Consider the following 26,237-nt stretch of genomic DNA (forward strand, 5'->3'; position numbering starts at 1 on the left):
CACCCGCTCCATACATCACTAACGACAAAGTTGCCGGTGGGCAACTTTTTTTGTTGTCTTAAACGCAAATTCTGGAAGTTTGAATATGTAGTCAGTGGTTAATTATCTTCTGAACCCAATTCACATTCAGGAGGTAATCGATATGACACAAAAAATAGTTGGTGTATTTTCTTCAGATCAGGATGCTTCTAATGCGATTCGGGATTTACAAGCTTTAGGATATGATACGAATGATATTTCCGTTATCGGAAGAAACAAGGACGACATCAATTCCATTCATGATGAGACTGGAACGAAGGCGCCGGAAGGAATTGCTTCCGGAGCTGCGACAGGCGGAGTGCTGGGCGGCGTAGCCGGATTGCTGGCGGGCCTGGGTGCACTGGCTATTCCGGGGATCGGTCCGATCATCGCTGCCGGTCCGATCGCAGCCACGCTGACGGGGGCGGCTGTAGGAGCCGGAGCCGGCGGTCTGGTAGGCGGTCTGGTTGGCCTTGGCATTCCTGAGGATGAAGCCGAAGAATACAACAGCTTCGTCAAGCATGGCCGCATCCTGGTGATGGTGGATGCGACGGATGCTCAGGAAGGACAGGTTTACAACGTATTCCGGGAGCATCATTCCCTGAATGCCCATAACTACCGTGATGGATATGATCAGAATGACGGGATCAACCGCAGCGTGGATGAGTCAAAAATGCGGGAAACCCGTGAACCGGCGGGTGCCTTCTATCAGGAATTGGCTGCGCTTGACCGTCCAGAGGGGCAAGTAAGGGATCAAGACATTGAGGATCGCACGATGCGACTGCACGAGGAGCGGCTCGACATTTCGAAGACACGGGAAACTACCGGTGAAGTGAATCTGCGCAAAGAAGTAATCGAAGAGCAGAAGACGATCAATGTGCCGGTAAGCCGTGAGGAAGTAGTCGTCGAGAAAAAGGTGATTCATGACGATGCTATAGGCGAGCCTGTAGGCCGTGATGAAACGATTCGCATTCCGGTCTCGGAGGAGCGGGTGGAGGTCAACAAACGCCCGGTCGTGACCGGCGAGGTGGAGATTCATAAACGGGAAGTTCAAGATACGGAGCAGGTGCAGGATATCTTGAAGAAGGAAGAAGCCCGATTGGATCAGACCGGGAACCCTAGAGTACGGGGAGACGAAAAGCTCGACCGCTAATTGCCCGGGTGAAGGTGGCAATTCAGTTTAAAATAATCATTAAAAAGGACAGCCTAAGGGCTGTCCTTTTATCATTATCACAGGCTGGCGGGCTCACATGTTTATTTGCTTCCGTCCGGGATAATATTTTTAACCCGTCCCACCTGGCCGTCTTGAAGCCGCACCTTAATCCCATGGGGATGATTCGGCGAGTTGGTCAAAATGTCTTTAACGATGCCGCGTGTAAGCCGGCCGGTGGATTGGTCTTTTTTTAGTACGATATCGACGGTCAGGCCCGGGGCAATATTATTGCGTACAGTTCCGTTCATTCGGGTAATTCTCCTCGGTGTTGGATTTATAGGGCATGTTTAAAAGTTATCCTTTACGATACCATAAGCTGACCCGGAATCCAACGGAACAAGGGTTATGCGGGAGGAGACAAGACATCGGCTTGCCAATGTCCGGATCTTTGCATATAATATCAGGTAAGTCAAAAAGTAAATGCGATGATGGAGAAGAGTAAGCAGAAGCCTCCTTACAGGGAAGAGACGTCAGTGATTGAGAACGTCTCTACGGAATCAGGCTGCTGAAGTTCGCTCCGGAGCAGTTCCTTGAACCCCGCTCAGACCGGAAACGGTGGTAGCCGGCGGTGCAGTAGAGGATACCGGCTGCGGCCCGTTATGCCGATAAAGTGAGAGTCTTACTCCCAGGATGCCTAGTTTTATTCTGAAACTTGCGCCGGGCGGTAACGGAGACTCTAACAAGGGTGGTACCACGGTCTTTTCGTCCCTTTCGGGAGAAGAGGCCTTTTTTGTTTTCAGAAACAAGTACGATTTATAAAGCTTAAGGGGGATTTGTCGATGAAAGAACGTTTGGAGGCACTCAAACAAGAAGCGATGGAGCAGCTTGGCAAAACGGCCGATGCTATTCATCTCAACGACCTGCGGGTCAAATATCTGGGTAAAAAGGGTGCCCTCACCGAGATTTTGCGCGGTATGGGCGGGCTTAGCGCCGAGGAACGGCCAGTGATCGGCCAGGTGGCCAATGAAGTGCGCGGAGTGATCGAAGCGCTGATCGAAGAGAAGCAGAACGATTTCCAGCGGAAAGAAACCGAGGGCCGGCTTGCAGCCGAGAAGGTGGATGTTACCTTGCCGGGACGCCCGCTTAAGCAGGGGGCCGTACATCCGTTGAATCAGGTCATTCAGGAAATCGAGGATATTTTTATCGGAATGGGATACCGGATTGCGGAAGGTCCTGAGGTAGAGACGGACTATTACAATTTCGAAGCGCTGAATTTGCCGAAGAACCACCCTGCCCGCGATATGCAGGATTCCTTCTACTTGACCGAAGACTTGCTGATGCGTACCCAGACTTCTCCGGTACAGGTTCGTACGATGGAAGCCATGAAAGGGGAAGTTCCGATCAAGGTCATTTGTCCGGGACGCGTATTCCGCCGCGATGACGACGATGCTACCCATTCCTTCCAGTTCCATCAAATCGAAGGCCTGGTGGTTGGCAAAAGAATTCGTATGAGCGATCTCAAGGGAACGCTGCTGGAATTCACCCGCAAGATGTTCGGATCGAACACCCAAATCCGCCTTCGTCCAAGCTTCTTTCCGTTCACCGAGCCGAGCGTCGAGGTTGACGTTACCTGCGTGAAATGCGGAGGACAAGGTTGCCGGGTCTGCAAGAACTCCGGATGGCTGGAGATTTTGGGCAGCGGGATGGTTCATCCGCGCGTGCTGGAAATGAGCGGATACGATCCTGAGCAATACAGCGGCTTCGCGTTCGGAATGGGCGTGGAACGGATCGCGATGCTGAAATACGGCGTCGACGACATCCGTCACTTCTACAATAACGATCTGCGTTTCCTGCAGCAGTTTGCCAGAGTATAGGCCACGGAAAAGGAAGGGGAAATGACATGAAAGTATCAACCGAATGGTTATCACAATATGTTTCACTGGATAATGTGGATATTCCGCAGCTTGCCGAGATGATTACGCGCTCCGGCATCGAAATCGACTCAGTCGAGAATCGGAATAAAGGTGTTACTAAAGTAGTAGTAGGTTACGTGAAAAGCAAGGAGAAGCATCCGGATGCCGATAAATTGAACGTCTGCATCGTCGATGCCGGCGAAGCGGAAGATCTGCAAATCGTTTGCGGCGCAAAGAACGTGGACGCCGGACAAAAGGTGCCTGTAGCTCTTGTCGGTGCTAAGCTTCCGGGCGGGCTTGAAATCAAGAAGGCGAAGCTCCGCGGCGTCGCATCGCAAGGCATGATTTGCTCGGCCAAAGAACTTGGCTTGAATGATAAGTTGCTGCCAAAGGAACAACAGGAGGGCATTCTGGTACTGCCTGAAAACAGCGAGATCGGCACGCCGATTACCAGCCTGTTGCACCTGGACGATCAGGTACTGGATTTCGACTTGACGCCGAACCGCTCGGATTGCCTCAGCATGCTCGGGGCCGCTTATGAGGTTGGCGCGATTTTGGGCCGGGACGTGAAGCTTCCTCAGCCGGAGAACGATCTGATCGAAGTAACTGAGCCGGCAAGCGACCGGATTTCCGTGAGTATCAAATCCCCGGATCTTTGCAGCCGTTATGCGGTCCGGTATATTTCGGGCGTAAAGATCGGCGTTTCGCCGCTCTGGATGCAAAGCCGTCTGATGGCGGCGGGGGTCCGGCCGATTAATAATATCGTGGACATTACGAATTATGTGATGCTGGAGTACGGGCAACCGCTCCATGCTTTTGATGCCGACAAGATCGCCGGGAACGCCATCGGCGTACGCGCAGCTAAGGAAGGCGAAATTCTGGTCACTTTGGACGGCCAGGAACGCAAGCTTGATGCGGGTTCGCTGTTGATCGTAGACGGAGAAGACCGGCCGGTAGGCCTGGCTGGAGTAATGGGCGGACTGGATTCCGAAGTGACGGAAACCACCGCGAACATCGTGCTGGAATCGGCCAAGTTTGACGGCGGCTCCGTACGCAAAACATCCCGTCAGCTCGGTCTCCGTTCCGAAGCGTCACTGCGGTTCGAGAAGGAAGTGGATCCGGCAAGAGTGCTTCCGGCACTGGACCGCGCGGCAGCGCTGATGGTCGAAATCGCCGGCGGCAAAGTGTTGGAAGGCGTAGTTCAGTCCGTTACGGCGGAAGCGCAAGACCATACGATTACTTTATCGCTGGATAAAATGAACGCATATCTGGGCACAGACATTTCGTCGCTCGAAACGAAAGCTCTGTTGATTCGTTTGCACTTCGAATGCGGTGATCTGGATGTGAATGCACTGGAAGTTCGCGTCCCAAGCCGCCGCGGGGATATTACCCGCGACGTGGATTTGATCGAAGAGATTGCCCGTTTGTACGGTTATGACAATATTCCGGTTACGATGATCGAAGGTCCGTCGACGGCGGGAGGCTATACGAAGCCGCAGGCACTGCGGCGGGCGCTGCGTGGTCTGCTAGTCCATGGCGGATGGCAGGAAACGATGGGCTATTCGTTTATCCGGGAAGGAGCCGGCGGCAAATTCCCTGCACCGGGCGAAGGCGGACATGAAGTGAAACTGGCGATGCCGATGAGCGAAGACCGCAGCGTACTGCGCGGCAGCCTTTTGCCGGGTCTGATCGATATGGCTCAGTATAACCGGAACCGTAAGCACGACGATCTCGCCTTGTTCGAAATCGGTACGGTGTTCCACGGCAAGGATGAGCATATGAAGGAGCAGCCGCGGGAATTGCCTGTGCTCGGCTTGTTGCTTACCGGCAGCAGAGGCGTCAAACGCTGGAATACTTCGGCCGAGAAGGTGGATTTCTTCGACCTTAAGGGCGCATTGGAAAGCGTATTTGAATATCTCGGCGTGAGCGGCCGCGTTTCCTACGAAGCAGACGCTCCTAAAGGCTTCCATCCGGGACGCTCGGCGTCCGTCTACCTGGAGGTGCCGGAAGGCCGCCAGCGGATCGGAACGCTCGGCCAGCTGCATCCGGAATTGCAGCGCGAGATGGATCTCGACGATACGTATGCAGCAGAGCTAATGCTTGAGCCGCTTTATCAATATGCGGGGGATACTGTAGCTTACCGCGATCTTCCGCGGTTCCCGGCGATGCAGCGGGATATCGCAGTCGTCGTGGATGTAAACGTCGAGGCGGAAGCCTTGATGTCTTCGATCCGGAAATCTGCCGGTGAACTGCTAGAATCGGTGGAAGTATTTGATGTATTTACGGGAGCCAAGCTGGGAGAGGGCAAGAAGAGCGTAGCTTTGTCCCTTGTATACCGTCATAAAGAGCGGACGTTGACCGATGAGGAAGTTTCCGAAGTACATGAATCGGTCGTTGCGGCGCTGGAGCAAACTTTTGCTGCTGAATTGAGAAAATAGCAGGAATTGAACCGAGTCACATCGAATCTTTCTTTAGTAACGATTCGATGTGACTTTCGTGCAAATACAGACATCTATGATCAAACTCGGACCGAAGGAGGCACTTGGCTGTGAATACCCCAAACCGTATTAGTGTAAATGTCGATATATATGGGACTTCTTATAAAATCGTGGGCAGTAATGCCGATTACATGAAGCAGGTTGCCCGCCGTGTTGATGAGCATATGCGTTCAATCTCCAAAATGTATTCCCATCTGGATACGCCGCGCCTTGCGGTGTTGGCTGCTGTACGTATGGCTGAAGAAGCCTTGAGAACGGAGCAGCTTCAGAGCGAACTGAAACAGGTTCAGCAGGAAAACGGTGAACTGAAGCAGGAAATCTCAGTGATGCAGGCGCTCCATACGAAGCAGGAGAATGACCACAAAGGGCTCCAGGAAGAGCACCACCAACTGAAGAGCGACAAGAAGTTGCTCGCGGAGCAGGTGGCACAAGGCGAAAACTCGCTGAAAGAGCGCGACGAGGAATGCCGCAAGCTGAATGTCAGAATTCAGGAGCTTGAGCGGCAGCTTGGTGAACAGCGTGGAAACAATACACAATTGCAGACGAAATTGCGGACTTTTGAACAGGAGAATCGCAAAGAGAAGGAAGAACGGGAGAAGCTTGCTGAACAACTTAAGTCATCCCGGCTAAGGGAGCAAACCGCTCAAACCGTTCAGCAGCGGGCGAAGGAGGAGGTGGCGAAGGCAGAGCAGCAGGCGAAGCTGGCACAGCAATCGCTTCAGGCCGCCGACGCGGAAGCCAAGAAACAGGTTCGTCTTCTTCAGGAGGCAAAGGAGCGGGAAGACAAACTGCGTGCGGAGCTTGCCGCCGCCTTACAAAATGAGAACTCGTGGCATAAGCTGGCGGATCGGCGAAACGAAGAGTTAAGCCGGCTGGAGATTAGCCAGTTGGAAGCCGTAAGCCGGACGGAGAAGCTTGAGGAACAGCTTAACGCGGTAAGCGGCGAGTTGGAATCCGCCAAGTCAAGGTTTGCGGCAGAGAAGGACAAATCCGCAAAACTGGCTGATGAATTGGATAAGCTCCGGGCCAGACTGGAGCAGGTGGAACGCGAGCGGGAATCCGCGCGGCTTACAGCGCAATCTGCCGGTGAAGACAAGCAGCGTCTGGAGGCACAGACCTTCAAGCTGGAGGAACGGCTTCAGGATTTGGAGCGGGAGATGCAGGAATATGCGGCACTGGCCGAGGAGCAGGATGAATCCCGCCAGGCGGCCGAGCGTCGTGAACGCGAATGGAGAGAGCAGCTTGCCTCGGCAGAGCAGGAGTTGAACTCCTGGCGCGAAACCGAAGCGGAACTGCAGCGTCAGCTTGCCGAATGGCAGCAGGAATGCGCAAGCGGAGGGGAGCAGGTGTTGAACCTGTCGACCGATTATCGTGAGCTTGAGCAGGAAAAGGACCGAATGGCCGAACAGCTTCGCCAAATCTCCGACAGCTATGAGATCGTATCCCACGAATATCGCTTGCTTCAGGCGGAGCGGGAAGTGGAGCGGGAGAACGTACAGGCTAAGGAAGAAGAGTACAAGCGGTTAAAAGAAGATTATGCCAAGCTGCAGACCGAGTATAACGAATGGATTGAACTGATCGAGCAGGATCAGAATTAATTTTAGCTTCGTTGTGATCCGGTTTATGTTCGTGGAAACGGAAGAGCCCCCGGCGTTCCCGCCGGGGGTTCTTGATGGTTACCGTTTATTCTACGATGATTTTGGAGACCATGGCGCTATGGCCGGATCCGCACATGATCGAGCAGGCTAGTTCAAATTCCCCTGTTTCCTTCGGAATAATTACCGCGGAATCTTTCTTGCCGCTAAGCTGCAGCTTTAAACCGGGCACGAGCATGCCGTGATTGCCTTCCGCATTTTTGAAGATAACCTTGACAGGCACGTCCTTCTTTAAATGATACTCGGCCTGATCAAATTTATAATTTGTAGCTTCGATCACCAGTTCCGCTTCCGGTTCGACATTGCTTACTTCAGAGCTGCTGCCAGATCCCGAGCCGCTTCCGCAAGCTGCCAAAATCAACAAGAGAACAGAACAAGCCATAAATGCAATCGTTTTTTTCACATTTATCCCTCGCAATATAAAAATATTTATGACAATTTCAAGAATATTATATCGCAGTTGGATAAAGACGATGTAAGCAAGGTTTGAAGAATTGGTGAACTTCTTCCATATAATTGCATGTTGAAATGTTAGATTCCTCTCTATAAATAGAACGATCCGCCCGGAAGGATAACTCCGGGCGGATTGCTGAGGTTGGATCTATATGCTGCTGGAATCGGATCGAAGGAAATGGTTAATCCTTAGCTGCTTCGAATGGCGTGGATACCGGGATGAACAGATCGATGATCCCGATTACCAGTGCGGCCAGCAGGGCTCCGATCATGGAAACGGAAACCCCGGATACGATAAACTGAGCCAGCCAGATCACCAGAGCGCTGGTGATGAAGCCGACGATGCCGCGCCCGAACGGGGTAACTCTTTTCCCGAAGATGCCTTCAATAGCCCAACCCAGTAAAGCGATGACTAGCGCAAGCATCAATGCGCTGCCGAAGCCGCCGATACTGAATTGCGGAACGAGCCATCCGACAACGAGCAATACTAGGGCTGAGACAATAAAACGTACAACATGTCCCAGAAAATGCATGGCACTTGGCCTCCTTTTTTTGCGAAAATGCGTGTCATAATCCCCACTTATCTTGTTCCGCACAGGTCCTTTTTATGTGCGAATGCTTGAAATGGCGAAAAATGAACGCTTTCGCTATAATGAAATCATAGCCCGAGGGGAGTTGTGAAAGTTCTTGGACGAGAAAATTTTAAAAACGATGGAATATCGAAAAATTATAGAACAATTGGCGAAATATACGCAGACGCCGCTGGGAAGAGCCGAAGCTGAAGCGCTGTCTCCGGATTCCAACCTTGAGGAAGTTAAACGGCTGCTGCAAGGAACGGAAGAAGCCTTTACCGTCGACAGGTTAAAAGGATATCCGTCATTCGGCGGCATTGTCGACATAACGCCGGCCGTCAAGCGGGCGCGAATCGGCGGTACGCTGAATCCGCATGAGCTGTTCGGCATTGCGACTACGCTGGAAGGCGGGCGCCGAATCAAGCGATTCCTGGCTTCCATGCATGAAGACCAGCCGATCCCGCTCCTGTTCACGCTTAGCGATGCCATTAGCGAGCAGAAGCCGCTGGAGGAGGCCATCAAGCGGTGCATTGACGAGAGCGCCGAGGTGCTCGACTCCGCCAGCGCCGAGCTGTCGCAGATCCGCCGGGAACTGCGCGGCGGTGAGGTACGCATTCGCGAAAAGCTGGATGCGATGATCCGTTCCTCCAGCATATCGAAGATGCTGCAGGACCAATTGATCACGATCCGCGGCGACCGGTTTGTTATTCCGGTTAAAGCGGAATACAGATCCCACTTCGGCGGGATTGTACACGATCAGTCCGGGTCCGGCGCGACGCTGTTCATTGAGCCCGAATCCATCGTGGCGATGAATAACAAGCTGCGGGAAACCCGGCTTCGGGAAGAACGGGAAATCGAAGTGATTCTGCAGAAGCTGACGGCTCTGGTCGGTGAACAGGCGGAGCTGCTGTTTTATGACAGCGATGTGCTTGCACAGCTTGATTTTCTGTTTGCCAAAGCACGCTTGGCCCGGGAAATGAAGGCTACGCTGCCGCGCATGAACGATCGCGGATTTATGAAGCTGAAGAAGGGACGTCATCCGCTTATCCCGGCGAACCAGGTTGTCCCGATCGATGTGGAATTGGGCAACCAATATTCGACGATTATCGTTACCGGCCCGAATACCGGCGGTAAGACCGTCACTCTCAAAACGATCGGCCTGCTCAGCCTCATGGCGATGTCCGGCTTGTTTGTTCCTGCGGAGGAAGGCAGCCAGTTGTGTGTCTTTGACGCCATATATGCGGATATCGGGGATGAGCAGAGCATCGAGCAAAGTCTCAGTACTTTTTCGAGCCATATGACCAATATTATTTCAATTCTGCGCAAAATGACCCCTAAAAGTCTCGTATTGCTGGATGAGGTCGGTGCCGGTACAGATCCTGCGGAAGGCTCCGCTCTCGCGATTGCGATTTTGGAGCATATTCATTCCCAGGGCTGCCGGATGGTGGCCACAACGCATTACAGCGAGCTGAAGGCTTACGCTTATGAACGAAAGGCCGTTATTAACGCGAGTATGGAGTTTGACGTTAATACGCTGAGTCCGACATACCGGCTGCTGGTCGGTGTTCCGGGCCGAAGCAACGCGTTCGCAATCGCCGAACGGTTGGGCTTGCCGGGAGCAATCCTGGACTATGCCCGGGGCGAGGTGAAGGAAGAGGATCAGCGGGTCGAGCATATGATTGCCTCGCTGGAAGAGAACCGGAACGTCGCGGAGCAGGAGCGGGAGACGGCAGAGAAGCTGCGGAAGGACTTGGAGGCTTTGCGGAGCCGCCATACGGCCGAACTGGAGAAGCTGGAGCAGCAAAGAGACCGCCGGCTGGAGAAGGCCGAAGAAGAGGCGAGAACGATCATCGCCAAGGCACGCAGCGAAGCCGAGAAGATTATCGAAGATTTACGGAAGCTGGCGCTCGAGGAAGGCGCTTCGGTCAAGGAGCATAAACTGATCGCGGCCCGGAAACAGCTGGATGAGGCGGAGCCGCAGCAACGCAAGAAGGCGGCCGGCAAGAAGACAGCCAAACCGCCGCGCCAAATTGAACCGGGCGATGAAGTGATGGTATACAGCCTGAATCAGAAGGGCCATATCGTGGAATTGTCCGGCAGCAAAGAGGCGATCGTCCAACTCGGAATCATGAAAATGAAGGTGGCTATGGACGATCTCGAGTTGATCGGATCGGCAGCATCGGCTAAGCCGGCACAGCGGACCGTAACCAATCTGAAGCGGACCAGAGACGATCAGGTCCGAAGCGAGCTGGATTTACGCGGTGCCAATCTGGAAGAAGCGCTGATCGAAGTTGACCGCTTCATCGATGAAGCCTATTTGGGCAATCTGGGCCAGATCTATATTATCCACGGCAAAGGAACGGGAATATTGCGTACCGGTATTTCGGATTATTTGCGCAGGCACAAGCATATAAAGAGTTATCGTCTCGGAAATTACGGGGAAGGCGGTACCGGAGTCACGGTAGCCGAACTGAAGTGACGGGGAGGAGAACGGATTGAAAGGAACCATTGATCCGCTGCTTGAGCAGCCGATCGGGCTGATGGCGGGATATTTTTCCGTAGCGGTTGTAGAACTGATCGTGTTTCTTTCCTGCTTTGAGCTTGTAACAAAGTATCGCTGCTGGCATGAGATAAAACGGGGGAATATGGCGGCATCGCTGGCCACGGGGGGCAAAATCTTCGGAATTTGCAATATTCTGCGTTTTGCGACCGAACGTTCATCCATTTATGAGTTTATCGGGTGGTCTTTTGTCGGAGCGTTTCTGTTTTTCCTTGCTTATATGATGTTTGAGTTTGTGACCCCGGTCTTTCAGATCGACAAGGAGATCGCAGCGGGCAATGTGGCGGTGGGCTTTATCGCTATGGCCGTTTCGGTTTCTGTGTCCTTTGTGATCGGAGCCTGTATCGTTTAGGAGGAGTATGGCATGTTGAAAAACCTGGTCCGGGTTTTATTCGTGGCCTCGATGCTGTTCTTGATCGCCGGAATCATTTTCTTGGTTAGATCGTGATGACGGGTTGGATGAATAATTAATTTGTTAATGGAAGGATGGGCTGAAATGGAAACGACAATCTGCCCTTGGTGTCAAACCGAAATTGTATGGGATGAAGAATTGGGACCCGAAGAGGAATGTCCTTATTGCCATAATGAGCTTAAGGGATACCGTACTTTGAATATTTCTCTCGGCGAGGAAGATGAATTGGAGGAAGACGAGGATTTGGAGGCGGAAGAAGAAGGCCTCGGTCTTTGGGAAGAGGATGACGAAAGCCATCTGAATGCGATTCGGCGGGTAGAAGCTTTTGCAACGGACGGAGGAGATCTGCTTGCTTATGAATCCGGCGTCGAAAATATTCTGGACAGGCAGGAAGAAGTTCCCGAATGTCCGCATTGCCGGGAATATATGATGTTTGCGGGAGTTCAGACGTTAGGTGCGGATTATGCTCCTGTCGTGCCCGAGGGTGCAAAAGGGCCGTTGCTGAAACCGGCAGCCAAGCTAAACGTCTATGTCTGCACCGCTTGCTTCCATGTCGGTTCCTTCTTATCGGAGGATGACCGGAACGCATTGATTCGCACAGTAAGTGAAGATTGATTTTTGTGAACATGGGGGCTTTCCCTGGCCATACATTATGGCTGGAGGGAGGCCTCCTTTTACATTTCAAAGAAAACTTGACGATAAGGGGCTCACTCCATTTTTTGCGTCGTTATGTCATGCTTCCCCGCAGATTGGGTATCTTACATTTACACTGAATCGTTGGAGGAGCAAAATGCATGAGCAGTTCTCTTAACGGCCAATCCAGGCTGCTGTTAGCCGTGAATGGATTATTCGTTTTGGCCGGGGCGTTGTCGGGAACTTTTTTGAACGTCTATTTATGGAAGGTCAAACAGGATTTTGCGATGATCGGATGGTTCACGTTCAGTCAACAGCTAGCGCTCGGGCTTACGTTTTGGATCGCCGGCAAATGGGTGAAGGAGCAGGATAAGATGATCTCCCTCCGGCTGGGGATCGTCGTTTCAGGAATATTCTATCTGCTGGTTCTGTGGGCGGGAGCGCATACCGTCGATTATATATGGCCGCTTGGATTTCTGTTCGGCATCGGATCGGGGCTGTTTTGGCTAGCTTTTAATGTCGTTTATTTTGAAGTGACGGATGTCGATACCCGGGATTTGTTCAATGGCTGGATCGGGATTCTGGGCTCCGTGATCGGCATTTTAGGTCCGTGGACTTCCGGTTGGATTATTTCCGCGATGAAGGGAAATCTCGGATATCGCGTCATATTCACGGTTTCGCTGATCGTCTACGGAATCGGCATCCTGCTTAGCTTTTGGCTGAAAAAAAGAAAACGCGGCGGTCCCTACCGGTGGATGGAGCCTTTCCGGCAGTTTGGCAAGAATAGTCCCTGGCGGCAGGCCGTCCCGGCATCCGCGGCTCATGGAGTGCGGGAGGGCGTCTTTTCGTTTCTGGTCACATTACTCGTATTTATCAGCACTTCGGCAGAGAGGAAAGTCGGCCAGTTTTCGTTGGTTACTTCACTTGTTTCCCTGGTCAGCTTCTGGGCGGTCGGAAAATGGCTCCACATTCGCTTCCGGTATGCCGGAATGCTCGTTGGAGCGGTACTGATTACGGGGGTCATCGGCCCGCTTCTGTGGGACGTCAACTATGTTACGCTGATGCTCTTCGGGATCGGGACTTCCCTGTTCATGCCGCTGTATTTGCTTCCGGTCATCTCCTCGGTGTTCGATCTTATCGGGAAAAATGAGGATACCGTAGAGCAGCGCGTTGAATTGATCGTACTCCGCGAACTGAGCATCATGGTAGGGAGACTCCTTGGCACGCTTCTGTTCATTATCATATTTACCTGGTCTCCTCATATGAAGACGGTGATTTGGCTTATGCTGGGTCTTGGAGCAACCCCTTTGCTGAGTTGGGTTCTCATCCGCAAATTATTTAAGCACCCGGTTGATGCCGCTTGACCGGACAGGAAGTTACAATCCTGGTGATCGCAGGCAGTGGAATCGTATACTTAGCCCGCTCCGTTTAAGGAGCGGGTTTGGTGTTTCGGGTCAGCGCAAACAGTTCCATATCGCTGCGCGGTTTGCCGGCAAGCACATCCGTAATCATCTCGGCGGCGAGCATGCTGCATACGGTTCCGTTCCCTCCATAACCTTCAAGGAAGAAACAATGGGGATAATCCGGATGGGTTCCGATATAAGGCAATCCGTCCCGGGTTTCCCCGAATACGGCTCCCCAGGAATAAGCGGCACGTAGTCCCGATTTTTCCGGAAACATATTGTGAATAAGTTCGAGAAGCTCCTGTCCTTTTTTTATTTCCCTTCCTTCCTTCAACATATTGCCTGTTAAAGGCTCATCCAGACCTCCAGCCATAATCCGGCCGTCGGGGGTTGTCCGCATATAGAGGTAGGGGCGGGCGGTTTCCCAGATCAGACAGCGCTCGTGCCAATCCTTGAAATGGTTTGCCGGTTCTGTCACGACCGCGTAGGTGCTCGTTAAATAAGCTCCGGGTTCCCGTTTCAGAAGCTGGGTTTCATAACCGGTAGCTACGATGACATGCTTGGCGCGAATGACCCGCTGTCCGGAACGGCAGCTAACCCCGTCACTATGGAATGTCCAGCCCGTAATAGGCGTATGCTCGTAAATTTGCAGCCCTTTGGTCGTCGCTTTCTTCAGGAGTTCGTGAACGAGGGCAAACGGATTGATCTCGGCGTCCCCCTGAGTGTAAATTGCCCCAGGCCTGCGGAACGGAAACCGTCCGGAGAAATCTTCTTCGTTCCACCAGTCCACCTGAAATCCGTATTTTTTTAAATTCTCGTATTCTTCCCTCAGCATGGAAACATCCTCAGCGGTGCTCGCCATATACAGGCTGCTTCTCTCCTTCGGTAAGAGATCCGGATGCAGCTTTCCTCCCAGTTCTTTTAAACGGACGAGGGCATCCCTGCAGAGCCTGTAAAAGTGAACCGCCGTCTCTTCACCAAATGTATGAATGAATGAGGTCAAGGTTTTATCGTTGGCATACTGAAGAATTCCCGTATTCGCCAGCGTGCTGCCCGAGCCGATTTCATTTTTCTCAGCCAAAACGATATTCATGCCTAAATCGGTCAAAAGATGAGCGCAAAGAGCCCCGCTGATTCCGCCCCCAATGATGAGACAGTCGCAAGAAATGTCTTGCCCTAAAGCAGGGTAGTCGGGGACAGGACCGATCGTCCTGGGCCAGACGTGTTCGCCCGAATGTAATTTCATCGTTCCATCCCTCCAACAGTGATAGCAAGTGGACTTGTATAATGTCCCTAATCCAATATTCACCGCCGCGCCACAAGTATAACCTCTGACCTATGATAAAAATTTCGAAGCGGGACATAATATGCCCGAATGCAACCATCTATCAGGAGGAAACGAGATGAACTATACGCAAATGCAGCCGCTGTCCGGCAAAGAAGTCAACTATATTGCGGATTCTGTGGCTAATGAAGACATGTTGATCAAGATGTGCGCGGCTGCAGCCGCCGTAGCGACCAATGCACAAATCGAGCAGGCGATTTCGGAGCATATGCGGGTTCACGAGCATCATCTGCACACGCTGATTAACGCGCTGAAACAGCATCAGCCCCTTGCTCCAAGCCAAGCCCAGTAAATTGCGGATCCAACAAAACCATAGGAGGAATCTTTCGTGAACCCACAAACCAGCACAGGGCAAATGTCCCAGGACGACTTGTTGAAAATAATTCTTGCCGATCTTCGGCGTACGGTTCGAGAGTATACCACGGCGACCACGGAGTCGTCCTGCCCGTCGATCAGACGGACGTTTGCCGAGTTGACGGACAGCACCTTGCGTCTGCAGGGCGATCTTTACACGCTGCTTGAACGGCATCAGATTTATTCTCCTCCTGCCGGAGCTACCCGCCAGGAAATCGATAAGAAAATCCAGGAGGCGGAAAAGACGCACCAGAAGGTGCATCAGTTCGTGCAGCAGCAGACAACCCGTTCGAATTCGTATATGCATCCCGCTAATGTCCCATACCATCAAACCAATATCCAGAATCCTTATTACACTTAAACCGTTTGACTGGAAAATAAGACCGTAACCCAAAACGTCCACCTCCCGTAATCTTCCATGGAGTGGACGTTTTTCTTTGCAGGATGCCCAAATTCATGTAATATAAGTATTAAATTTAGATTCCGGAGGCAAACGTCTACCGACGCCGCCGGAACAGCGCTGGAGGGTGAAGCATGAAACAATTGAGCGAACTGAAGCTGAAAGTGCTGGATCTCCTGAAAGAGGACGCCCGCCGGGATCCGAAGCTGCTGGCAACCTTGCTGGGCGTATCTTCGGAAGAAGTCGCAGCCGCGATCGCCGAATTGGAAGAAGATCACGTCATCGTGAAATATGCGACCGTGATCAATTCGAGCAAATTGGACGACGAGAAAGTAACCGCCTTGATCGAAGTGCAAATCACGCCCGAACGCGGGAGAGGCTTCGAAGCCATCGCGGAACGGATTTACCTGTTCCCGCAGGTGATGTCCGTCTATCTGATGTCCGGAGCTTACGATTTGTTGGTGGAAGTGGAAGGGCGCAATTTGAAGGAAGTGGCCAGTTTTGTCTCCGACAAGCTGTCACCGCTGGAATCCGTACTTTCAACGAAAACGCATTTTATTCTTAAAAAATATAAACAAGACGGCATCATTTTCGAAGATCCCGAAGAAGACCGCCGCCTGATGATTTCTCCGTAAAGGAAGTAATGTTATGAGCGTAAAATCACAAGGACAGGCAGAACAGAACGAAAATTCAATGACTTCTTACTTAGCTCCGCGGGTTAGAGATATTAAGCCTTCAGGGATTCGCCGTTTCTTCGACCTTGCCAGCGGTAATAAGGATATTATTACGCTGGGGGTAGGGGAGCCTGACTTCATTACTCCATGGCATGTCCGGGAAGCTTGCGTCTACTCTCTGGAGCGCGGCTTTACGAGCTACACAAGCAATGCAGGCACTCCCGAGCTTCGTGAAGCGATTGCGGAATATCTGTATAACAGCTACGAAGTGAAATATAACCCGAAAGATGAAATCCTTGTGACTGTGGGTGCGAGCGAAGCTATTGATCTGGCCTTGCGCGCGCTGATCGTACCTGGAGATGAAATTCTGGTTCCGGCGCCTTGTTACATCTCTTATTCGCCGATTACCGAAGTCGGCGGCGGTGTACCGGTGGAAATCGAGACGTTCGCCAAGGACAATTTCAAATTGAAGCCGGAACAGCTTAAAGCGGCAATCACTCCGAAATCCAAGGTTTTGATTCTGAATTATCCGAGCAACCCGACCGGCGGCACCATGAGTTATGAGGATTGGCTGCCGATTGCGAAAATCGTGGAAGAACACGACCTGATCGTAATTTCCGACGAAATTTATTCCGAATTGACTTATGGCGATAAGCACGTAAGTTTTGCTTCCATTCCCGGAATGAAAGACCGGACCATTCTGGTCAATGGCTTTTCCAAAGCTTTTGCGATGACAGGCTGGCGCATGGGATATGCTTGCGGCCATCCGGATTTGATCTACGCCATGCTGAAGATTCATCAATACACTGTCATGTGCGCTCCGGTTATGGGTCAGGTAGCAGCGCTTGAAGCCCTCAAAAATGGGTTGAAGGAGAAGGACCTTATGGTCGAATCCTACAACCAACGCAGAAGATTGATCGTTCAAGGATTGCGTGATGTAGGTTTGTCTTGTCATGAGCCTCAAGGCGCTTTCTATGCATTCCCGAGCGTCGAGTCAACCGGCCTGAGCTCGGATGAATTTGCTACCCGGCTATTGGTTGAGGCCAAAGTTGCGGCTGTGCCCGGAAATGTGTTCGGTGCGGGCGGTGAAGGCTTCCTCCGCTGCTCCTATGCGACTTCCGTAAATCAGATCAGCGAGGCGCTCCACCGGATGGGACAATTCATTCATAAATTGAAACAAGGCTGATTCTTAAGTACCTCACCCGGGAAAATGGGGCTAATTAACATTTCTTTCATATTTTAATTGATCACTGTCCAATTGACATGGTATAATTTTATTTTGGAAGAGGGTTTAGTTTCTCAGGGAGGGATTACTTTTGGGTTGTGGTGAATACAATTTGCCTTTCGAACTAGCCGGAATTGTGATCGCAGACGGCAACGATAGAAATCAATGGATAGACGAAGTCGGTCGCAAGACTTCACCACAAGCGGTTTCCTTGGAGGATGAGATCCATTTGCTTCGCAGTAAAATGGAAAAGATATTCCAGCAGGAAAATTCCTTTACTTCGGATATCGTCATTGAGATCAGCAGCTTGCTGGATTTAAAGATCAATGAATTTATGAAGAGTCACCGGAAAAACAAAGAAGCGAAATTATAGAAATTAAATGAACCAGACTATTCCAGGGAAGATCCTACAAGGATCTTCTTTTTTAAATTTATGGTATATTTGAAAATAGGAAAAGGGGGTTGTTTATGACGATTTATACACGTACCGGTGACCAGGGGCAGACGTCGGTTATCGGCGGGAGAGTATATAAGGATGACGAACGGGTGGAGGCTTACGGCACGATCGACGAACTGAACAGCTTTGTAGGATTAGCCGGGAGCTGTGCGGATCAAGCGAAGTTTGCCGATTTGAAAGAGGATTTGCAGCAGATTCAACAGGAGCTGTTTGACTGCGGATCGGACCTCGCTTTTGCAAAAGTTGATGAAAGACGTTTTAAAGTTACCCCGGACATGGCCGAACGGCTCGAGTCATGGATTGACCGTTACGAAGCGGAGAATCCGGTGATTGAGAAATTCATTCTGCCGGGAGGGACAGAACTTGCCTCCTTGCTGCATGTTTGCCGGACCGTCTGCCGTCGTGCAGAGCGGCAAGCGGTAACGTTGAGCCGGAAAGCCGAGGTAAATTGGGAGGCCGTGAAATACTTGAACCGTCTCTCCGACTTTTTCTTCGCGGCGGCCCGGACGGCAAATGCGCGCCAGCAAACTCCCGATGTGGAGTACATTCGCAGTGGGAAGGTGTTTCGCAACTAATTATGACCGCTTACTATAAACCAATAACATATAAGGTTACGGAACAAGAGGACGGTTGGCTGTTAAAAACCGTGCTGCAACGCAGGCTCGGGGTATCCCGAAAGCTGCTGTCACGCATCAAGCTGACGGAACGGGGCGTCATGCTGAACGGGGAGCGGGTGTTTATCAGCGTCCCGGTCAAACCGGGGGATATGGTCTCCATCTCGCTGGAGCAGGAAACCTCGGAGGATATTTTACCGGAACCTATTCCGTTTGATATTGTTTACGAGGATGAAGCCCTGTTGATCGTAAACAAGGCTCCCGGGATCATCGTGCACCCGACGCACGGACATTACACGGGCACGCTTGCTAACGGTGTGGTGCATTACTGGCGGGAAAAAGGGGAGGCCGTCCGCTTTCGTCCGGTACATCGCTTGGATCAGGAAACGAGCGGGATTATCGCGATCGCCAAGAACGCTTATATCCATCAGCATATTTCCGAACAGTTGATCGCGGGTCAGGTTACGAAGAAGTATGCCGCGCTTGTGCACGGCTGCCCCGCCTCGCCCGACGGGCTTATCGACGGGCCGATCGATCGTGACCCGCTGGAGCCGCATCGGCGCATCGTTACCCCAAGCGGATATCCGGCGTTGACCTATTACAAGGTCTCCGCGTGTTACGGATTGGGAGCACTGGTGGAACTGCGGCTGGGAACGGGGCGGACGCATCAAATCCGCGTTCACATGACTTCGATCGGCCACCCGTTGATCGGGGACAAGCTGTATACCTGGAGCACAGCCCAGGGAACGGAAGGACAGAACATGTCCGCATCGGTATTGGATGCGGCGATCGGCCGTCAAGCGCTTCATGCGGCGGAGCTTGGATTTCGGCACCCGCTGACTGGCGAGGATTTACTGTTTCGTGCGCCTCTTCCGCCGGACATGGAGACATTGCGGCGGAAGCTGGAATATGGAGAATAAGAAAGTGAAGGAGAACTTGTTTAATGAGTAATTTGATTGTGTACCACTATCCGCCCTGCGGCACTTGCCGCAAGGCTGTTAAATGGCTTGAAGCTCAGGGGCACCAGCTGGAGTTGAGAAATATTAAGGAGAATCAGCCTGAGCCGGCCTTGCTGACCGAATTGGTCGAGCTTAGCGGGCTGGAGTTGAAGAAATTTTTCAATACCAGCGGAGAAGTGTACAAGGAATTGGGATTGAAAGATAAATTGTCCTCCATGACAAAAGAAGATCAGATCAACCTGCTGTCATCCAACGGAATGCTGATTAAGCGCCCGCTGGTGTCGGATGGGAAATCCGTTACGGTAGGCTTCAAAGAGGAAGCTTACGAGCAGGCTTGGCACAAATAGATAACAATCAGGAAGGAGAATCAGACATGACAATAAATCAGAACGGAAAAGAAAGCATTCTGCTGGTTGACGGGATGGCTTTGATGTTCCGGGCATTTTATGCATCTGCCGCCACGGGATACATCCGCCGAACTAAAGCAGGCCTTCCGACCAATGCGGTTTATGGGTTTATGCGTTACTTCTGGGATGCCGTGCAGAAATTTGCCCCGACGCATATCGCCTGCTGTTGGGATCTTGGGAGCAAAACCTTCCGGACGGAGCAGTTTGCGGCCTACAAAGGCAACCGTTCGGAAGCGCCCGACGAATTGATTCCGCAGTTTTCCGTAATCCGGGACGTGATGGAAAGCCTCGGGATTCCAAATGTCAGCTGTCCCGGTTATGAAGCGGATGATTGCATCGGCACCCTGGCCGCTAAATTCAGCGAGGATATGCAGGTGTACATTCTTACGGGAGATCATGATATGCTGCAGCTGGTCAGCGAGCGGACGAGCGTCATCATTATGAAAAAAGGGCATGGCAATTATATGGTTTATACGCCGGAAAGTCTGATGGAAGAGAAGCAGCTGACACCGCGCCAAATCATCGACCTGAAGGGGCTGATGGGCGATACGAGCGATAACTATCCCGGCGTGCGGGGAATCGGTGAGAAAACGGCGCTGAAGCTCGTGCAGGAGTACGGATCGGTGGAGGGAATTCTGGGCAATTTGGATTCTCTGAGCAAGTCGGTCCGGGGCAAAATTGAAGCAGATCTGGACATGCTCCATTTATCGAGACAGCTGGCGGAAATCCGCTGCGATGTGGATGTGGTGTGCATTCCCGACTCCTGCCGGCTTGAATTGAACGCTGCGGCGGTCGCATCCAAATTCGAGGAATTGGAAATGGCAAGCATCAGCTCGCTGATGGGGCTCGCGGCAACGCCGTAAGGAATAACTAAATAAAACAGGAAATGACGGTGCGGAGAGATCGATCTCTAATGCACCGTCATTTCTTTTTATTTATCCGTATCATACAAAATTTGTCCAGTCAGCGATAAATCGTAGCCATGAATCGAACCCAGCTCCTGCCGGAATTCGGGAGATTGCAAGGTTTGCAGCAGAAGCTGGACCCATTCGGCGTTAGATTTTGTTTTTAACATGACCAAGTCATACCTTTCCTTGATCAACGGCACGAAATCGACGGTATTGATCAGGGAAACCGCATGCTCAATCCCAACGCCAACATCAGCCTGGCCGGCAGCGACCTTGCCCGCCACGGCGAGATGACTTGTCTCCACGTCCTCGTATCCCTCGATGCCTGAGCGTGAAATCCCGTGGATGCGCAGCTGTTCATCCAGAAGTACACGGGCCCCGGAGCCAATTTCCCGATTAATCATTTTCAGGCCGGTTCTGCCCAAATCCGCCCATGTCAGCAATTGCTTGGGATTGCCGCGTTTGACGTATAACCCGGCTTGACGCTGAAGCAGGTTGACGACGACATAGGAATGGCCGGTCAGAATTTTGGTGATATAAGGGATATTGTATTCTCCGCTGCTTCCGTCCAGCAAATGGGTACTGACGATGTCGCTCTTTCCGTGATACATGGAGATCAGGCTGTCGAGACTTCCGTCATGCGAGCGGAGGGGCCGAAGCGAAGAATTAGCCCGCTCAAGATGCTTGGCCAGCAGATCCAGACTAAGGTCCTGACCGGTAATGACCAGGGTTCCTGGATGAGGCTCACGGCCGGAGGAGCTTTGCTCATCTTTGGCGAATTCCTTTGGAATCTCCCGTTCGGCATTCAGGTTGTTATTACGCTGAGAACGGGAAGCAGCCGCTCCGCCGCTTTTTGCATTCTGCTTGTACATCTCCAGATCATCCGCATCGACCCGCATCTGTTTGCCAACCCGGTAGGCAGGAAGATCTCCTTTTTTGATCAGATCATATACAGTTAATTTGGAAACCTTAAGCAGTTTTGCGACTTCTTCAGTAGTGTAGGAAACATCGTTCATGGGTATCCTCCATTGACAACTTTATGTCTAATTATACTTAGTTATATTCAAATATATCTAGATATAATAAAATGAATTATTATTGGTACATGTTTGGAGGGTTTTAGATGCCATCAGGTTTAAAATCTATGTTTGGCGGCCGGGCTTTAATCGGAACATTGCTGCTTATCGCAATTTTGTCCGGATGCGCCAACGCCAACGCAGGGAATAAAGCCGAGACCTCAAGCAACAGCAAACAAACGTCGTCAAATAACCTTGAGAGTTCAGTCACGCTGACGGTATCGGCGGCAGCAAGTCTTAAAGAGAGCATGGAAGAGATTTCCGCGCTGTATGAAGCAGAGCATGAAAATATCAAGCTAACGATGAATTTCGGCGCCTCGGGATCCTTGCAAAAACAAATTGAGCAAGGAGCGCCCGCCGATTTGTTTCTGTCGGCAGGACAGAAGCAAATGACGGCTCTAATCGATGGCAAGTTCGTCAATGCCGACAGCAAGGTTGATTTGCTGCGCAATCGTCTTGTCCTAATCGTTCCGTCGGATGCTTCCGTTGTCCCTGAATCTTTAGAAGTCTTGCAGGAGAAAGACTTTGGCATGATCGCACTCGGCGAACCCGAAGTGGTTCCTGCGGGTTCTTATACGAAGGAAGCGTTGGAGAACGGACAGTTATGGACGATGCTCCAGCCTAAAATGGTGTTTGCCAAAGACGTAACTCAAGTGCTGACTTATGTAGAATCGGGAAATGCGGATGCGGGGTTCGTCTACGAGAGCGATGCGAAACTTACATCCAAGGTGAAAACGGCGCTGGTGCTCGATGAGAAGAGCCATACGCCCATCCTGTATCCCGCAGGAATTGTTGCGGCAACCAAATATCCTGATGAAGCTGACCAATTCCTTGAATTTCTGCAATCGGCAGCAGCGAGCGATGTATTTCGGAATTACGGTTTCAGCGTGGCGGAGTGATGCCTGAGATGGAATGGAGCGATTTTTGGTCGCCTGTCGGATTATCCTTGAAAGTGTCGCTGCTAGCGGGCATCATCGCTTTTTTGATCGCAGGTTACATAGCATGGTTGATGGCCGGCAAGAAGTTTTGGGGCAAAACGATCTTGGAGACGATCTTTATGCTGCCTATGGTTTTGCCTCCTACCGTCGTCGGCTTCTTGCTGCTGATGGCGTTTGGCCGCCGGAGCCCGGTCGGCAAGCTGTTCGAAACACTTGCCGGGCTGCCGATCGTATTTACCTGGGGGGCCGCCGTACTGTCCGCGGCTGTCGTCGCATTCCCGTTAGCCTATCAATCGGCCAAGGCCGGCTTTGCCTCTATTGACCGGGACCTGCTGTCCGCCGGCCGTTCCATGGGCGCTTCCGAGTGGCAGGTCTTGTTTTACATCGCCGTTCCTCTGGCCCAGCGTTCCCTGACAACCGCCTTCGTGCTGTCGTTTACCAGAGCGCTTGGCGAATTTGGCGCCACTCTGATGCTGGCCGGGAATATCCCCGGCAGGACGCAGACACTGCCGACCGCCATCTATATGGCGGTGGAGTCCGGTGACACGACTACCGCATGGGCATGGGCTGCCTTCATGATTCTGATCTCATTTCTTCTTCTGGCCTTGAGTGGTCGGCGTTCGGAAAAAGAGGAGTAGGGAGGTCCGTCACCATGATGCCTATGATGCCAATCACAGATCAATCGGTGAAATAGGCTTCGCCGACCACCTGATACAGAAACGATTTGAGCTCGTGGCTCTCTTCTTCACTCAAACCGAAAACGTGCTCCAGATAGCCTTCTTCCTCCAGATCGTCCGTACCCAGGATAGCAGTCTTGCCGTTCTGGAGATCCGTAACAAGCTTTTTCCCGTAAAAACGGTTTGTGGTCGTAACGGCCAGATCGAAGCGTTTTAGAGAGGCGTTGCCTATAAAAGTTACAAATCGGGTGGATGTACTTTCCGTGCTGTCTGATAAAAAGTCCAAATCGTGGTGCTGTTCGTTCATTTGCAAAGCCTCCTCGGATACTAGTTGTCTTCTGTCATTATAGCCGAAAAACGGAGCGGCGGGGAAATGATAACGGATTGACAGCTGCGAAAAAAAATGGTATGATTAGGAATAACAGTATACGACTAGGGGAAGCACCTCTCTTGAATTTTTCAGGAGGGGTGCTTTTTTGCGTGTTCATAAACATGGGATTGTCGTAGCTGACGTGAATTGGGAGGGGAAAATAGGATGCGGATTGTATTTTTGAACAGTTTGGAAAAGAGGAGCAGCAATGCGGTGTCTGGCGGAGCTCAAGTCTGGATCGGTGAAGAGGAAGGGCTATGGCGGATGGGCTGGAACGAAACGACAGCGGAGGGGGAGCAGGAGACCATTTGGTATGAGGGCGGCTCCTGGTCAGAAATGCTGCACGTATACCGCCACCGTCTTGTCGTTAAGCTGGGTGAAGGTTATCGCCCGGTGATTGAAGGGATCTGGGATGAGCGAGAGGAGTTCCAAGGGCGGGGAATGGCGGCACAGAAGCTGATTTGCTACAGTGAGCTGCACGGGAATGAGGAGTTTTACAACGAACTCTGTGCCTGGCGGCGTAAGAAGGCCTCCGCTGACCGTAAGGCGCCGTATATGATTGCCAGTAACCGGCTGCTGAGGCTGATCAGCGTATTCAAGCCTTGGACGACTGAAGAATTGCTGCAGCTTCCCGGCGTGGGTGAAAGCAAGGCCGCCGAATACGGACCGGAGCTGCTGGAAATGGCTCAGGCCCAGGGGGGCGAACGGCCGGGTGACTTCCCGCTTGGCTGGGTGGAGCAAAACATCGATGAGGATGTATTCCGATCCTGGATATATAAGCAGAAGGAGGCAAAATTTAAGTTGGAGATGGAGAAGTTTAGTACCCGCCGCGTTGTACTGGAATCCCTGGCCCAAGGTCTAGATTTGCAGGAGATTTGCGTACGGACGAACCTGGACCGCAGAGAGGCCGTGGAATTACTTGAATTGCTTGAGAAGGACGGGTATACGACGGATTCACTGGTTCAATTAGAACTCAAGGACATGCCGACGGAGCAGCAGAATGAAGTATGGAAGGCGTTCGAGGAAATGGGCGACAGCTTCTTAAAGCCGGTGCTGCAGCGGGTTTATGATCAGGAGACGCTTGATGCCGGAGGCCTGGACAAGCTTTACGAACGGCTGCGGCTTCTGCGGATTTCATATCGCCGACATAAGGAGCGTGCTCCTAAGGCGGGTTAAATCCTTCTAAAAAAGCCGGCAAGCGGCGAACCTGTTCATGGTTCGCCGTTTGCCGGCTTTGCTGAATTTTAGATCCAGTCCCGTTTCCGGAACAGATAGAACATTCCCGCTCCAAGCACGATCATAATGCCGAGGACAACATAGTAACTGTACTTCCAATGAAGTTCAGGCATATGGTCGAAGTTCATTCCGTAGATGCCGGTAATTAGCGTAAGCGGGATGAAAATCGTCGTAATCGCCGTAAACACGCGCATGATTTCATTCGCACGGTTGGCGATGGCGGCCTGATAAGCTTCTCGTAAGTTTCCTACGAGTTCCCGGAACGTATCGAAGTTTTCGGAAATCTTAACGGCGTTCTCATAGATGTCGCTGAAATATTTCTGCAATTGGTCGTCGATCAGCCGCAGGTCTTTTTTGTTTAGAATATTAATCACTTCTTTTTGCGGACCCAGCACTTTCTTAAGCCAGAGTATTTCGCTTCGCAGACCGATAATTTCGTTAAGATGGGACCGCTTGGTATGCATGAGAATGTCTTCTTCCAGCTTCTCGATCTTGACTTCGATCCGGTCACCGACGATGAAATAATTGTCAACCACAAGGTCGATAAGGAAATAAAGGAACCGGTCGGGCTCGCTGACCTCCTGTTCCCAGAGGATCGGCTTTACAGCCCGGAGTTCGTTGATTTTTTGTTTGGTTACGGTAATGATATAATGCCGGCCCAGAAAAACGTTCAGCGCCCGCAAGAAGATTTCCTCGTCATCATAACGGATACTGTTGACTACAATAAAATAGTGGTTGTCATAAGTTTCGATTTTTGGACGCTGCTCTTCTTCGGTAAGACAATCCTCCACCGCAAGATCGTGCAATGAGAACAGCGGCTGAAGCAGGGCCAGGTCTTCAACATCGGCATCGATCCAATAGAACCCTTGCTCAGGCGGTGTTGTTGTCATTTCTACATCTGCTACCGGAGTAAATACACCGGCGACTACATGACGGATTTTCATGCTCTTCACTCCCTTTCCGGCTGGAAGCAGCCGGTTATGCTCACTTTGGTCTGGCTGAGCACAGGAAGGTGATACAGCGGCGGTGCGGGAACGCCGAATAAGGCGTTTTATGAAAACACCGGGAAAAGAAAGTGCCCGTTATTACCCGCAGGGCGCCTGCTGATCGGTTTCCTATGCGATTGTTGCTTCAGGATAATACACTGCGGACTCGGGTCGCCTTCCATCCTCGGATTCACCTCTTTGTTATTAGGGATATAGTGCCTCTTAAACACTTGTCTAGTATAACGCCGGGGTGTGAATTGTTTCAAGCCAAAAAGTTGTGGACAAATAAGGGCATTTGGCTTGTGAAAATATACATTTCATGTATAATGAAAATCAGTATA

The 26,237-nt window shown here is 51.6% G+C and carries 27 protein-coding genes and 1 other annotated feature; of the genes, 20 read left to right on the forward strand and 7 right to left on the reverse strand.

Annotated elements, in window-relative coordinates; all coding sequences use genetic code 11:
• Positions 1-142 precede the first annotated feature (142 nt).
• On the forward strand, positions 143-1,171 hold the full coding sequence (locus NYE70_RS00005; protein ID WP_341044620.1) for a YsnF/AvaK domain-containing protein: 1,029 nt from the start codon (positions 143-145) through the stop codon (positions 1,169-1,171).
• A 101-nt stretch (positions 1,172-1,272) separates the two neighbouring features.
• Here the strand turns inward: NYE70_RS00005 and NYE70_RS00010 are convergent, their stop codons facing one another.
• Positions 1,273-1,479, reverse strand: a complete 207-nt coding sequence (locus NYE70_RS00010) for a YwbE family protein (protein ID WP_211022088.1) — start codon at positions 1,477-1,479, stop codon at positions 1,273-1,275.
• 168 nt (positions 1,480-1,647) lie between these two features.
• Positions 1,648-1,944 (forward strand) — a binding site (T-box leader).
• Positions 1,945-2,010: 66 nt separating this feature from the next.
• On the opposite strand from NYE70_RS00010, the gene pheS reads away from it, so the two are divergent.
• From pheS to zapA, 3 genes are all read left to right on the forward strand, one after another.
• Complete coding sequence (gene pheS, locus NYE70_RS00015) at positions 2,011-3,045, forward strand: phenylalanine--tRNA ligase subunit alpha (RefSeq protein WP_341044622.1); 1,035 nt, start codon at positions 2,011-2,013, stop codon at positions 3,043-3,045.
• 26 nt (positions 3,046-3,071) lie between these two features.
• Positions 3,072-5,522, forward strand: a complete 2,451-nt coding sequence (pheT, locus tag NYE70_RS00020; RefSeq protein WP_341044623.1) for a phenylalanine--tRNA ligase subunit beta — start codon at positions 3,072-3,074, stop codon at positions 5,520-5,522.
• A gap of 110 nt (positions 5,523-5,632) precedes the next feature.
• On the forward strand, positions 5,633-7,180 hold the full coding sequence (zapA, locus tag NYE70_RS00025) for a cell division protein ZapA (RefSeq protein WP_341044624.1): 1,548 nt from the start codon (positions 5,633-5,635) through the stop codon (positions 7,178-7,180).
• Between the two features lie 85 nt (positions 7,181-7,265).
• On the opposite strand, the gene NYE70_RS00030 is transcribed toward zapA, so the two are convergent.
• Entirely contained in the window at positions 7,266-7,640 is a 375-nt protein-coding gene (locus NYE70_RS00030; RefSeq protein ID WP_211022095.1) for a cytochrome C oxidase subunit II, read from the reverse strand.
• A gap of 232 nt (positions 7,641-7,872) precedes the next feature.
• Positions 7,873-8,223, reverse strand: a complete 351-nt coding sequence (locus NYE70_RS00035; RefSeq protein ID WP_211022097.1) for a phage holin family protein — start codon at positions 8,221-8,223, stop codon at positions 7,873-7,875.
• A gap of 154 nt (positions 8,224-8,377) precedes the next feature.
• Here NYE70_RS00035 and NYE70_RS00040 point away from each other — a divergent pair, with 154 nt between their 5' ends.
• The 4 genes from NYE70_RS00040 (at position 8,378) to NYE70_RS00055 (ending at position 13,231) form a co-directional block, all read left to right on the forward strand.
• Entirely contained in the window at positions 8,378-10,741 is a 2,364-nt protein-coding gene (locus NYE70_RS00040; RefSeq protein ID WP_213656190.1) for an endonuclease MutS2, read from the forward strand.
• A 16-nt stretch (positions 10,742-10,757) separates the two neighbouring features.
• Positions 10,758-11,174 (forward strand): DUF350 domain-containing protein, encoded by a 417-nt coding sequence (locus NYE70_RS00045; protein ID WP_211022101.1) that lies wholly within the window; start codon positions 10,758-10,760, stop codon positions 11,172-11,174.
• A 144-nt stretch (positions 11,175-11,318) separates the two neighbouring features.
• A complete protein-coding gene (locus NYE70_RS00050; protein ID WP_290407562.1) occupies positions 11,319-11,849 on the forward strand; it encodes a hypothetical protein in 531 nt (176 codons plus the stop codon).
• Between the two features lie 179 nt (positions 11,850-12,028).
• A complete protein-coding gene (locus NYE70_RS00055; RefSeq protein WP_211022105.1) occupies positions 12,029-13,231 on the forward strand; it encodes an MFS transporter in 1,203 nt (400 codons plus the stop codon).
• A 64-nt stretch (positions 13,232-13,295) separates the two neighbouring features.
• Here the strand turns inward: NYE70_RS00055 and NYE70_RS00060 are convergent, their stop codons facing one another.
• Positions 13,296-14,516 (reverse strand): NAD(P)/FAD-dependent oxidoreductase, encoded by a 1,221-nt coding sequence (locus NYE70_RS00060; protein WP_341044626.1) that lies wholly within the window; start codon positions 14,514-14,516, stop codon positions 13,296-13,298.
• Positions 14,517-14,673: 157 nt separating this feature from the next.
• On the opposite strand from NYE70_RS00060, the gene NYE70_RS00065 reads away from it, so the two are divergent.
• The 9 genes from NYE70_RS00065 to NYE70_RS00105 all read left to right on the forward strand — a co-directional run bounded on the left by NYE70_RS00065 (position 14,674) and on the right by NYE70_RS00105 (position 20,568).
• Positions 14,674-14,907, forward strand: coding sequence for a hypothetical protein (locus tag NYE70_RS00065; protein ID WP_211022108.1), 234 nt, complete (start codon positions 14,674-14,676; stop codon positions 14,905-14,907).
• Positions 14,908-14,943: 36 nt separating this feature from the next.
• Positions 14,944-15,330, forward strand: coding sequence for a spore coat protein (locus NYE70_RS00070; protein WP_244861649.1), 387 nt, complete (start codon positions 14,944-14,946; stop codon positions 15,328-15,330).
• 173 nt (positions 15,331-15,503) lie between these two features.
• Positions 15,504-16,004 carry an Lrp/AsnC family transcriptional regulator gene (locus tag NYE70_RS00075; RefSeq protein WP_211022110.1) on the forward strand — a complete coding sequence of 167 codons (501 nt, stop codon included), beginning with the start codon at positions 15,504-15,506 and terminating at the stop codon, positions 16,002-16,004.
• A gap of 13 nt (positions 16,005-16,017) precedes the next feature.
• Complete coding sequence (locus NYE70_RS00080) at positions 16,018-17,229, forward strand: aminotransferase class I/II-fold pyridoxal phosphate-dependent enzyme (RefSeq protein ID WP_211022112.1); 1,212 nt, start codon at positions 16,018-16,020, stop codon at positions 17,227-17,229.
• 208 nt (positions 17,230-17,437) lie between these two features.
• The gene (locus NYE70_RS00085; RefSeq protein ID WP_373316847.1) at positions 17,438-17,641 is read left to right on the forward strand and encodes an aspartyl-phosphate phosphatase Spo0E family protein; all 204 of its coding nucleotides are present in this window, start codon (positions 17,438-17,440) and stop codon (positions 17,639-17,641) included.
• 95 nt (positions 17,642-17,736) lie between these two features.
• Positions 17,737-18,300, forward strand: coding sequence for a cob(I)yrinic acid a,c-diamide adenosyltransferase (locus NYE70_RS00090; RefSeq protein ID WP_211022115.1), 564 nt, complete (start codon positions 17,737-17,739; stop codon positions 18,298-18,300).
• A gap of 2 nt (positions 18,301-18,302) precedes the next feature.
• Positions 18,303-19,259 (forward strand): RluA family pseudouridine synthase, encoded by a 957-nt coding sequence (locus NYE70_RS00095; protein WP_341044627.1) that lies wholly within the window; start codon positions 18,303-18,305, stop codon positions 19,257-19,259.
• Between the two features lie 23 nt (positions 19,260-19,282).
• Positions 19,283-19,645: an arsenate reductase family protein gene (locus NYE70_RS00100; protein WP_341044628.1), complete on the forward strand. Its 363-nt coding sequence runs from the start codon at positions 19,283-19,285 to the stop codon at positions 19,643-19,645.
• A 26-nt stretch (positions 19,646-19,671) separates the two neighbouring features.
• On the forward strand, positions 19,672-20,568 hold the full coding sequence (locus tag NYE70_RS00105; RefSeq protein WP_247681753.1) for a 5'-3' exonuclease H3TH domain-containing protein: 897 nt from the start codon (positions 19,672-19,674) through the stop codon (positions 20,566-20,568).
• 68 nt (positions 20,569-20,636) lie between these two features.
• Here NYE70_RS00105 and NYE70_RS00110 read toward each other — a convergent pair whose 3' ends face one another.
• Positions 20,637-21,629 carry a substrate-binding domain-containing protein gene (locus NYE70_RS00110; protein WP_211022121.1) on the reverse strand — a complete coding sequence of 331 codons (993 nt, stop codon included), beginning with the start codon at positions 21,627-21,629 and terminating at the stop codon, positions 20,637-20,639.
• A 107-nt stretch (positions 21,630-21,736) separates the two neighbouring features.
• On the opposite strand from NYE70_RS00110, the gene modA reads away from it, so the two are divergent.
• Together modA and modB are read left to right on the forward strand one after the other, a co-directional pair.
• Positions 21,737-22,588 (forward strand): molybdate ABC transporter substrate-binding protein, encoded by an 852-nt coding sequence (gene modA, locus NYE70_RS00115; protein ID WP_341044629.1) that lies wholly within the window; start codon positions 21,737-21,739, stop codon positions 22,586-22,588.
• Complete coding sequence (gene modB / locus NYE70_RS00120; RefSeq protein WP_211022123.1) at positions 22,588-23,265, forward strand: molybdate ABC transporter permease subunit; 678 nt, start codon at positions 22,588-22,590, stop codon at positions 23,263-23,265. Before modA ends, modB begins: the two co-directional genes overlap by 1 nt.
• A 40-nt stretch (positions 23,266-23,305) precedes the next feature.
• Here the strand turns inward: modB and NYE70_RS00125 are convergent, their stop codons facing one another.
• On the reverse strand, positions 23,306-23,611 hold the full coding sequence (locus NYE70_RS00125) for a DUF3055 domain-containing protein (protein ID WP_211022125.1): 306 nt from the start codon (positions 23,609-23,611) through the stop codon (positions 23,306-23,308).
• A gap of 228 nt (positions 23,612-23,839) precedes the next feature.
• Here NYE70_RS00125 and NYE70_RS00130 point away from each other — a divergent pair, with 228 nt between their 5' ends.
• Positions 23,840-24,850, forward strand: a complete 1,011-nt coding sequence (locus tag NYE70_RS00130; RefSeq protein WP_341044630.1) for an HRDC domain-containing protein — start codon at positions 23,840-23,842, stop codon at positions 24,848-24,850.
• A 68-nt stretch (positions 24,851-24,918) separates the two neighbouring features.
• Here NYE70_RS00130 and corA read toward each other — a convergent pair whose 3' ends face one another.
• Positions 24,919-25,854, reverse strand: coding sequence for a magnesium/cobalt transporter CorA (corA, locus tag NYE70_RS00135; protein WP_213656196.1), 936 nt, complete (start codon positions 25,852-25,854; stop codon positions 24,919-24,921).
• Positions 25,855-26,237: the final 383 nt, after the last annotated feature.

The sequence above is a fragment of the Paenibacillus sp. FSL R5-0407 genome (assembly GCF_038009185.1).
GTDB lineage: Bacteria > Bacillota > Bacilli > Paenibacillales > Paenibacillaceae > Fontibacillus > Fontibacillus vini.